This is a genomic window from Phormidium sp. FACHB-592 (assembly GCF_014695795.1).
Taxonomy (GTDB): Bacteria; Cyanobacteriota; Cyanobacteriia; order Leptolyngbyales; family Leptolyngbyaceae; genus Stenomitos.
Genome location: NZ_JACJOZ010000105.1, coordinates 1 through 9,829 on the forward strand (window position 1 = coordinate 1; position 9,829 = coordinate 9,829).

Annotated in this window: 9 protein-coding genes; 7 read left to right on the top strand and 2 right to left on the bottom strand. The window is 52.2% G+C overall.

All coding sequences use genetic code 11. The annotated features are described in order from the left end of the window. Nucleotides 1–101 precede the first annotated feature (101 nt). Complete coding sequence (locus H6F86_RS29455; protein WP_190454596.1) at nucleotides 102–1,220, top strand: type III-B CRISPR module-associated Cmr3 family protein; 1,119 nt, start codon at nucleotides 102–104, stop codon at nucleotides 1,218–1,220. A 113-nt stretch (nucleotides 1,221–1,333) separates the two neighbouring features. Here the strand turns inward: H6F86_RS29455 and H6F86_RS29460 are convergent, their stop codons facing one another. Together H6F86_RS29460 and H6F86_RS29465 are read right to left on the bottom strand one after the other, a co-directional pair. Beyond that, nucleotides 1,334–2,650 carry a TIGR02710 family CRISPR-associated CARF protein gene (locus H6F86_RS29460; RefSeq protein ID WP_190454600.1) on the bottom strand — a complete coding sequence of 439 codons (1,317 nt, stop codon included), beginning with the start codon at nucleotides 2,648–2,650 and terminating at the stop codon, nucleotides 1,334–1,336. A 4-nt stretch (nucleotides 2,651–2,654) separates the two neighbouring features. Next, on the bottom strand, nucleotides 2,655–2,810 hold the full coding sequence (locus H6F86_RS29465) for a hypothetical protein (protein ID WP_190454602.1): 156 nt from the start codon (nucleotides 2,808–2,810) through the stop codon (nucleotides 2,655–2,657). A 1,028-nt stretch (nucleotides 2,811–3,838) separates the two neighbouring features. Here H6F86_RS29465 and H6F86_RS29470 point away from each other — a divergent pair. The 6 genes from H6F86_RS29470 to H6F86_RS29495 form a co-directional block, all read left to right on the top strand. Then, the gene (locus tag H6F86_RS29470; protein ID WP_190454606.1) at nucleotides 3,839–4,162 is read left to right on the top strand and encodes a type II toxin-antitoxin system RelE/ParE family toxin; all 324 of its coding nucleotides are present in this window, start codon (nucleotides 3,839–3,841) and stop codon (nucleotides 4,160–4,162) included. Nucleotides 4,163–4,353: 191 nt separating this feature from the next. Beyond that, complete coding sequence (locus tag H6F86_RS29475) at nucleotides 4,354–5,970, top strand: type III-B CRISPR-associated protein Cas10/Cmr2 (RefSeq protein WP_190454607.1); 1,617 nt, start codon at nucleotides 4,354–4,356, stop codon at nucleotides 5,968–5,970. A gap of 22 nt (nucleotides 5,971–5,992) precedes the next feature. Next, a complete protein-coding gene (locus tag H6F86_RS29480) occupies nucleotides 5,993–7,039 on the top strand; it encodes a type III-B CRISPR module-associated Cmr3 family protein (protein WP_190454610.1) in 1,047 nt (348 codons plus the stop codon). Nucleotides 7,040–7,076: 37 nt separating this feature from the next. Continuing rightward, complete coding sequence (locus tag H6F86_RS29485) at nucleotides 7,077–7,901, top strand: RAMP superfamily CRISPR-associated protein (protein WP_190454613.1); 825 nt, start codon at nucleotides 7,077–7,079, stop codon at nucleotides 7,899–7,901. After that, nucleotides 7,902–8,297, top strand: a complete 396-nt coding sequence (locus tag H6F86_RS29490) for a hypothetical protein (RefSeq protein WP_190454616.1) — start codon at nucleotides 7,902–7,904, stop codon at nucleotides 8,295–8,297. A 51-nt stretch (nucleotides 8,298–8,348) separates the two neighbouring features. Continuing rightward, the coding region (locus H6F86_RS29495) for an RAMP superfamily protein (RefSeq protein WP_190454619.1) at nucleotides 8,349–9,829 on the top strand (1,481 nt) is incomplete at its 3' end.

The window sequence follows — 9,829 nt, forward strand, 5'->3', positions numbered from 1 at the left end:
GCACTGAATGATTGGGTCATCAACCTGGCAAAGGTGGGTTTCCATCTCCATGACACTGTGCCCCAACGTATACCTGCCGCTGTCCTTAATGAGTGACAACAATGTTTAAGTATTTGATTACGATCGAGCCTTTGGGATTACTCTACGGTAGCGCCGGGGCATTCCTTTCACCGGAAAATCTTGTTGGGCGATCGGGAGCAAAATTTCCTCCCAGTGCTGCTACCGTGTCAGGGCTGTTTGCAGCGGCTTATCATTCCCACAACGACGCGGCATTGCGGTCGCTGCAAGTGGCAGGACCCTTCTGGGCCTTTCAGCACAACCCGCAAAACTTTTGTGTGCCGACGCCATTCAACCATCTGGTGACATTGAATCCACCATCAGAAGAAAAAGCGGTTCGGACTGGCATGGTCAAACAGCTTCTAACGTGGCATCCAGCACAGAATGACCAGGACTACGATCGCTGGGTGTATTGGGATGCTGCACAAGAGCAGTGGATAGCCCCAAGTGGAAAATTCGCTAGAAACACCTGGCTACCGCTAGCAAGCTGGGAAAAACACGAGACCGTTTACGCAGACCCCTGGGAATTTTTGCCCCACCTACACCCCCGACTTCGGGAAGATGAGCGGCGGGTGGTCGATCCAGACACGGATCAGGGTTCACTGTTTTTGGAAAATGCCGTGCAACTGTTTCCACAGGTTTCTTTGGTCTATCTCTCCAATCTTGCGCTGGAACCCGGTTGGTATCGCTTTGGCGGCGAAGGTCACCTGGCAAATGTAAACTGTCATGATCTAGCAGGTTCAACTCAAGCGTTGCTCAAGTGCCCGCTTGAAAAAAGCTTTGCCCTGATTACTCCGGCAATTTGGGGTTCCAATCGCCTGTCTCATCGCTATCCATCTGATTGGGACGCAACGCTCTATCAAACCATGCTGACCGATCGCCCCAGTCCGTCTCGTTACCGCTTAGGCGATCGCAAAGATGCACAGGGCAAGAGTATCCATCAGCCCCACCAGCCTAAGCTCTTGTCGCGTGGGCGGTATGCGGTGCCTGCTGGCAGTGTATATGTGCTCAAAGAGCTGTTAGAAAAAGCGTGGCAGGACTGGGACTTAAGCTGGTTTCCGCAAGAAGGTGTGTCGCTTAAACGTTGGGGGTGCGGGTTGGCGTTACCACTACCCAGTGTGTTTTCTGCACATTCAGCCCGAAGCGCAGCGATCGTTCAGTAACGCTCATTCTTTGACGGCTACTGCCTCAGAACGGGGGTATGCACTGGTCAAGGCAGGTGAAGCACTTCCGGCATTGCTAGCAGTCGATTTCCGACTAGGACGTTAACCGCTTTCTATAGACTCAATGCTTTAGGAAATTGGGGCGCGGTCGTTAGCTGAGCAGGAGCCACAATGGCAGCAAGACCAGCCTGAATAAAGTCTGCAAAGACGTTGCTGAGATTTTGGTATGCCGTTTTGGTGATGGGCGTAAACCCGTGGGCAAAGAGAGAGTAGTTGCGGACTTGCAGTGCGTTTTGAATGCGATCAACATATCGCAGATACAGTTGACCGAGCGGGTCGTCGGGTAACTCGCTTAAGAGGGCATAGCTACGCGTAAGTGCAAGTTGCAGTTTGCCATCGCGCGATTTCAAGGCTAAATCATCATATTTTGGCTGTAGGGATGCGGGCAGTTTCTGAATGTCCACATGACCCGTTTTAATGTCGTAGGTTTGAAGCAAGCGTATTTGTACCAGCAGTTCCAGGGCGCGGTAAAGCCGTCCGACTGCATCATCGTAGCGATCCTGCATAGCACGGCGTTCAGCGTTCAACAGTAAATCTTCCACAATTTCGTAGCCGTGACCGCTCATGCCCTCAGCACTGAAAAAATTAGGATCAATGGCAGCCCGACTGCTGATCACCCGCTTAAGAAACAACCCTAGTGGACGGATCTCATCTGCCTTCATATAGGGCTGGAGCGATCGCCATGCGTCAACATGGTTGAACCGATCCCAGGCATCGAAGCCGAGGCAGCAATCACGCAGTTCCCGAATGCGACGGCTGGCTTCTCTCGGCAACTCCATACTTCGCAAGATAGTGTTGAGTTCAGCAATCGCGGCGGGGTAGTTGTACTGCTGAAGAAACCGGGGTAGCACTTGCTCAATAGTACGATCGACGGTAATAAGGGCAGTGCGAGCGCGTTCAGTCGCTTCACCCCGCTCAACGCGGAACAGGTTTTCACGGGTGGTGTTGGTAGTAAGGTAGAGGGTAAGCCCATAATCGAGGGCTGCTGTTGCCAGGGCAATAGACATCGTTTTGGTGCCGCCTGTGTAGTCTGCAATCAGTTGACTATTTGCTTCCTGTTGCTGAAGGGTGCGGATGGAACTGACGACAGCGTTATAGCACTCAGAGAGATCATCAGGATTTTGGATGCGAATGAGGTCACGATTGGGGTCAAAATGAGCCAGTTTTGCCTGGATGGGGAGGTTGGGCAAGCGCTCAATGATTTCTGCACCCTGACGAATTTCACAGGGCGTTCCAGTGCCAATGACCTGAGATTCGCTGCCCCTGGGACCCGCCGAGCAAAGGAAGAGTACGCGATCGGGTTGCAGCGTCTCAATGGTAGTGAGAATAGGTTTGGGTGAACCACCCACAGTGACCAGAAGGATTTTCATTGCGTCAGGGGTAGGGAGTGAAGGGAAAAATGTATGGCTTCAGGTTTCCCCATTGCGAGTCGTTTGAGCGATCACTGGAGTCAGGTTGCCACTGTTTCCAGCGATCGCTCTGTACAAGCGCCTGGAAGCTGGTGCCGTTCGGTCTGTATTTCGCCTTCAAGATTGTGTTTCCAACGAGCGCCCAGGAACAGGCGACTACAAGAAGTGTTTAATCGGCACTTCCACTTCATTTGGTGCTGGTGAGGAGAGTTTCCAACGAGCGCCCCAATATGGGCGGCGGAAAGCACAGATCTAATCCAGCATCAAGGCTATTTCGTGCTGAGGTTTTCAACGATCGCCCCAGTGCAGGCGGCTGAAAGATATTACCCAAAACTCAGAAGGCACCAAACTTAAGAAGTTTTCAACGATCGCCTAAGTACAGTTGGCGGAAAGGCGGGTGCCGCCACAGGGCAATGCGATGCAGGTTTCACAGCGATCTTGTTTCCAACGATCGCCCAAGTCTAGGCGGCTAAAAGTCTACAGTGCTTCGATCTGAACACATCATGATGGTTTGTTTTCAACGATCGCCCCAGTGTAGGCGGCTGAAAGGGCAAGATTGTCAAATTCACAAAAGAGCAATTCGCTGTGTTTCCAACGATCGCCCTAATGTAAGCGGCTGAAATGATCGACGATGCGAACATTTTCGCGTATGCAACTAATCCAGGGTTTTCAACGATCGCCCAAGTATAGGCGGCTGAAAGTATAGCTAGCGCCAATTTCCGCATGGCACTCATCAAAGAGTTCTCAACGATCGCCCCAGTGTGGGCGGCTGAAAGCGCTGAAAAAACTACAAATATTTGAAATCGCTTTGGAGCCGTAAACCCTGAGAGATTCTTCCGAGCAAGTAGCTTTGGAAGAATCTCATTAGATAACGAATCAATACCTTCAGACTGTCCATCATGTTTTCAACAAGCCGACTTTAACCTGTCGGGCAGGCACTACGCCTATAATATCCAACTCTATAGCTTTTCTGTCTTCTCTTCCTCAACCTTAAATCCACACAATTCAAGATTGACAAGTTTTTATCTGTATGCCAAGAATTGGAAATAACCAACACGAGGCGAAAGCTATGTGAACCCTTATCAGCCGAAAGGCAACTTAGCAAACGAATCAATTCATCACACGTCATTCATATTTAGGAGGAAACGTATGGACTACCATGCAGACGATTGCAATGGGCGCTTTAATTCCGATTACACGGTGATTAAGCACTCCTCTGCCAAACGCTACATTAAGCGTCTGCCAAGCAATGTTCAAGAAAGAGTTGTCGGTCTTATCAAAGATTTGTCTGGAAACCCTTACCCGTCCAGATGCAAGAAAAAGCAGGGTGTAGATGACCTGTACGGTTTTTCGATCGGCTCTTACCGCATTTACTACATCGTCCAAGCCAAAACTAAAGTTGTGTTGATTGTTTGGGCTGGACATCATCAGGTTGATTTTCGTCGCCCTAAATTCTGGGCTAAGTTTCGCTGATCAATTCGGGTAGAGGCTTACTTCTGATGAGCACTCTAGTCAGCGAGGCTTAACTCTTTTAGAGCGATGGCACGCTGGCTAGAAGTGCTTTAGTCAAGCTAAGTCACTGTGGAATCGAGTAATTAGAAGACCCCTCTTCAAACCTCTTGTTACAGTAATTATCATCCAACCCCTGTCACAGTCACGCACCCATGACTGACCTTATTTACACCGCGATCACCTTTGCTCCTGTTCAAGGATTCATTGAGAAATCTCGCAAACTACGCGACCTGTACGGCAGTTCCTTCATCCTCTCCTATTTAGCAGAAAGCCTTTGCCGCGTTGCTCAAGCGCAGTTGCAAGACTCTCAGGCAGTCATTTCACCCTTCCTGCTCAACACCGTCCAGGGCACCCCCAACCAGATTCTCATCCGGGGTGACTTCCCAAAAGCAGAAGCCCGGCGTGCTTTCTACACCGCCTGGAGAGGCATCCTCACCGAATGCCGTCTCTGGATCGAGCAAACCTTACCCGAAGCGCAGTACGGTTGGTGTTACTTCTGGAAAAAAGACTGGGACCAATGGAGCAACTACACCTGGGAGTTCTTCTGGGCACAGGGCAGCAGCATTCCCGTAGCCAAGCAACAACTCAGCGCCGCTAAACGATCGCGCGGCTGGACAGGCATTAACTGGATGGGCGAAAGCTCTACCCTTTCGGGCACCGACGCGATCGCCTGGTATGGCTTGGGGCAACAGGCAAACGCTGGAAAACGCATCGCTCCCAAAGAGCGTCACCTGAGCCAGGAAAAAGACCAGATCAAGGACTTCTATGCCCAACTCAGTGCGAAGCTCGGCGAAACGCTCATCGACCCAAACGAAGAACTCAGCATTCCCGAACTCGCCAAACGGGTAGTCATGCACCCGCAGTTTATTCATCACGTCCGCGATCGCTTACCTGGCATTCAACCGCCGCGCACGTTTCGTGACCTGAACCGGATGGGCAGCAATGATTGGACGGGTTGGTTCATGGGCGATGGCGATCGTGCTGGGGTCTATCTCAGCCAGCAGGATGAAGCTGGCATCCGCCGCTTTAGTCAGACCATGCGCGAATGGGGTAAAACGCTGATCGACCACGAGCAAGACTACTTACCCCAGGGACGGTTGATCTATGCAGGCGGCGACGACTTCATGGGCATCTTTTACCCCCTGACTGCACCACTGACCGCACAAGACTGTCTGCACTGGTTCTACCGTTTTCGCGCTGATGTTTGGCAGCAAGCAACAAAACCCATCACTGCCAGCATTGGCTTCGTCTGGGCTTCTCCCAACGTCCCCCAGCGCGATGTCTTGCAACACTGTCGCGAAGCCGAACAGTCTGCCAAAAAACACGGACGCGATCGCCTTGCTGTGAGAATTTTGTTCAGTGGCGGCAATGCCCTGGAGTGGGTCTGTCCCTGGTGGTTTCTAGAAGCGGTGATGGAAGGCTACTGCGATCGCAATGGCGATCAGGGCAGTGCCAAGCACCCCAAATGGAATCACCTCTATAACGACGTTGCTGTTCTTGAAGCGCGTCATGCCTTTGCAGGTAATCGAACGGAGGTTGCGCTGGCACTCTTTGAAGTCTATTTCGGGAAAGACAATCGAACCACTTTAGAACAGCATTGCTGGGACACCACTGACAAAACAGGCATTCTGGGTAATCAGGAAGCAGACTGCAAAAACACAGTCCAGGCAATGAACGACTGGATCATCAACCTTGCCAAAGTGGGTTTCCATCTTGCCGCAGGACGCAAAACCACAGCCATACCGCCACAACTTGTTGCAGCCTCCTAAAATACCCCTCCACCCATCACCCATGTTCCAATACCTGATTGTGATTGAACCATTGGGGCTGCTCTACGGCAGTGCCGGACGCTTCCTCTCTCCCGAAAATCTTGTCGGGCGATCGGGTGTTAGCTTTCCACCCAGTGCGGCTACGCTCTCCGGGTTGTTTGCCAGTGCCTACCAGGAAGACATGAAATCCGACCAGTTGCAGTCACTGCAATTAGCGGGTCCGTTTTGGGGCAAAAGCGACAATCCACAAAACTTCCATGTGCCGACTCCCTTCAACTGCTTAGTCAAGCTGAATCCACCGCCTCAAGACAAACAGTTACGCACTGGCACCATCACGGAGCAACTTCGGTGGAATCCTGAAAACCAGCAATGGAATGAAACGCTGGACAACTTTGAACGGGGCACCTGGGTGGCGATCGACGATTGGCAAACGCTCATGCAAGGGGCAATAACAGAGGTGCTCGTCTACGAGAAACCCTGGACCTATCTACCCCACCTGCATCCCCGCTTGAAACTGGATGAGCGGAAAGTCGAGACCAGCGACGCATCAATGGGTAGCCTTTTTCTAGAAAATGCCATACAGATGCATCCCGACACCTGCTTGCTCTACCTCTCCAACGTCAAACTGCCTGATAGCTGGTATCGCTTCGGTGGTGAAGGGCATATGGTCAACATCCGCTCCATTGCCCTTGACTCGAAGACTCAAGCGCTGCTGAGCCAGTCTGTTGGTCAGCAGTTCGCCCTTATCACTCCAGCAATCTGGGGTTCCAATCGTCTGTCCTACCGGGAACCCATGCAAAACACGGGCGATCGAGTCACGCCAGTCTGGGGCAATGCAGCCATCTTGACCGAGCGCCCCACCCCCTTCCGCTATCGACTCGGCGGTGAAAAGGGGAAAACGAAACGCCTTTCCAGAGGACGCTACGCCGTTCCCGCTGGCAGTGTCTACGTTTTGCCAGAACCACTCCCTGCTTGGGAAGACTGGGATGAAGCCTGGTTCCCAATGGAAGCCTATTCCTACAAACGCTGGGGCTGTGGTTTTGCGCTGCCCTTACCCCAGGCTGCCTAAAGTTTGCCCACTCATTCAACTATCTACAACAACCCGCATGTATAAACGCGCTTACGGCATCATTGAAACGCTGGCTCCCCTGCATGTAGGTGCCAGTGCTGGAGAGGAGACCGGAAACCTCAACCTCATCTTTCGCGACCAGTTTACCCAAACAGGGGTCATTCCTGGCAGTTCCATCCGGGGACGACTTCGGGCTGACATGCGCCAAGACGACGGCGATTCTTTGGCAAGTCGCTGGTATGGTCACCATGTTGTCGAAGGTGTTCGGGATGGTGGCACAACAGAAGCACTCGTCAAATTTGAATATGCGTCCTTGCTCTGGCTCCCCGTCTTCTGCCCTGGTCAACCCGTGGTCTGGATTACCTGCCCGTGGTTGCTGAAACGTTACCAGCAGATCGCAGGCATCACAACACCATTGCCCCAACCCTACACTGCTCCTAAAACCCTACAGGGTCGGCAGGTCGGTACAAATCGCAAAATTCTGTTCTTCAACCTGGGCTTCATGGAAATTGAACATGAAGTAGACCTGGCTCCCTGGATTCCAGTGGGTGCGACAAATCTCAAGCCCGATAGCCTGGTAGTCGTGGGAGACAACGACATCGCTATGCTGCACGACATGGCGCTTTACCGCCAAAGCCGGGTCAAATTGCTTGATGAAATGAAAAAGGTGGATACCGACAAGGGTGCCTTTTTTAATGTCGAAGCTTTGCCAGAAAGCAGTGTGATGGTTTTCCCGATTGCCCTTAAAGAAACAGGGTGGAAACCCTTTGGCGAGGCTGACTCACAGGAACTCTATTTCGGTGGTTTGGAATCGATTGGCTTTGGTCGCAGTCGCGTTACGTTAGCAGGAGCATATAACTAAATGGCTTGGAATTCTTACGGACTCGATCAAGAGGCACAACGACTCGTTCTGACTGCCAAGCTACGAGATGAAAAATCCCTGAACCAGTCCTACAAAATGCGGATGGCGATCGCCTACGGGCTAGAGCGTTTCTGGGGCGAGCATCTCCGCCTTCAAGGTAAGGAAGAAACGAAATCGAAATACTGGAAAGACACTTGGGATACGTTGGTCAAAGTGATGGCACAGGCAGGCGTTACTCTGCCTAATGAGTCAGTGCGATCAGATAATGCCAAAGCCATTCAGTCCATGTCCGAAGAACTCTGGCAGTTGTCGCTGCAAGACCAACGGGTTGCTATGGCAGTGCTGACCCAACTCTGTGACTGCATTGTTTGGTGGACTCAACGGTACAAAGCGTAAGTCATCCAGCGTCACACGAAAAACCTTTATTGAGCAGGAGAACCATCCGCAATGTCCGTTATTCCCGATGCTGCTAAAAAAGTCCCGTTGATGTTTCGGGCACAGACAAACGGACGTTGTCAGCTTCAGCGGCTGAGCAAAGGGCAAGAATCCGATGCTGTTTTATGGGCAGATGAATGGACCGACAAAACGTATCCCGAAGCGCCCATCTTCGACGGTGACGTGCAAAGTCGTTCCTACACCTTAAGCTGGCGGTTTGTCACCAACAGCGGGCAGGATGATGGTGTCATCCGTCCTGTGATTGGGGCTAAAGGCTATCCCTTCTACCCTGGCAGCAGCATGAAGGGTATCTTTCGCCGTGCCTGCACTCCTGCACAAGCTGCCCGCTACTGTGGCAATCCGCTTTCGGGTGGTGATCATGAACCCGGTCTGTTGCGGTTTCATGGTGGTTATCCAATCGATACCAGTTGGACTGAACACCTGGTAGACATCATTCATCCTCAGCAAGACTGGCAGGTGAAAGATGACCATAAAAACGCTGGGGCTTTTGTCCAAATCTCGCTCTACAAGCCGACCCTTCAGTTTGGCATTTCCAGCACGATGTCTCTTGAGACTCAAGAATGGGAAACCATCTGGAGACTTTGGGAAAAAGCCTTCTCGACTGGCATCGGTTGTCGCGTCTGTGCTGGTTACGGTCAACCCGCAAACCAGACGGGTGATCTGCTCTACAAGTGCCGCCTTAAAGGTCAGGGGCAGGCTGCCAAACTGGTGGACGGCACTGGCGAATTCCGCCCTAACGTTTTTCGTGCCGCCATTCGTGGTCATGCCCTCCGTATCTTTGGTGGGCTGACCGATGAGAAAAATGCCGATCGCCTGATCGACCAACTCTTTGGCAGCGCAATGGAAAAGGGCACCGTGGGACTGCTCAGTCTTAACTTCCGTACCCTACAGCTAGAGATGGATACGTTTGGCAAAGGCTCTTACGCCCAACCCACTTACGACGTGGAAGGCGAACTCATCTGGCATCTGACTCAAACTCTCGTGACCGAGGAGCGTGATGCCTTGACTAAGTTGATTGCTGCCCTCACCCGCTTTGCCATGCTGTTGGGTGGCTTTGGCAAATCCTGGCGACGGGCAGACCATCGCTTGTTTCTGCCTGATTACTATGATGAAGACTACAAACCCCTAATTGGCTGTCACTGGCAATGGGCAGGGGAGCGATCGCTACTTAATGACGTGCGAGTCCGCAAGCTGGACACCGTCGGCACCTTCATTGATGAAGTCCGGCAAGCGGCTCAAACCTGGATGCAACTGCAACGCATGACTCCGACCCCAAACCGCAGTGCGCCTTGGCGAGAAAGTTGGCATCCTGCTAACGTCCAGGTTTGGGGACGTATGGCAGACGAACCTGAAGACTGCGAAGCCATTCGTTGGCTCCACGGTCCCTACCAGGAAGCCGTTCCCAGTGCCAGAATGGCTGAAGGCTCAATCTACCGTTCCTCTGTCACAGGGCAAGTAGGGCAAATCGGTCG

Bases quoted from the DNA above. Each gene is read 5' to 3' on its own strand.
- H6F86_RS29480 (WP_190454610.1), top strand. From the start codon at position 5,993: ATGTTCCAATACCTGATTGTGATTGAACCATTGGGGCTGCTCTACGGC.
- H6F86_RS29455 (WP_190454596.1), top strand. From the start codon at position 102: ATGTTTAAGTATTTGATTACGATCGAGCCTTTGGGATTACTCTACGGT.
- H6F86_RS29470 (WP_190454606.1), top strand. From the start codon at position 3,839: ATGGACTACCATGCAGACGATTGCAATGGGCGCTTTAATTCCGATTAC.
- H6F86_RS29490 (WP_190454616.1), top strand. From the start codon at position 7,902: ATGGCTTGGAATTCTTACGGACTCGATCAAGAGGCACAACGACTCGTT.
- H6F86_RS29460 (WP_190454600.1), bottom strand. From the start codon at position 2,650: ATGAAAATCCTTCTGGTCACTGTGGGTGGTTCACCCAAACCTATTCTC.
- H6F86_RS29475 (WP_190454607.1), top strand. From the start codon at position 4,354: ATGACTGACCTTATTTACACCGCGATCACCTTTGCTCCTGTTCAAGGA.
- H6F86_RS29485 (WP_190454613.1), top strand. From the start codon at position 7,077: ATGTATAAACGCGCTTACGGCATCATTGAAACGCTGGCTCCCCTGCAT.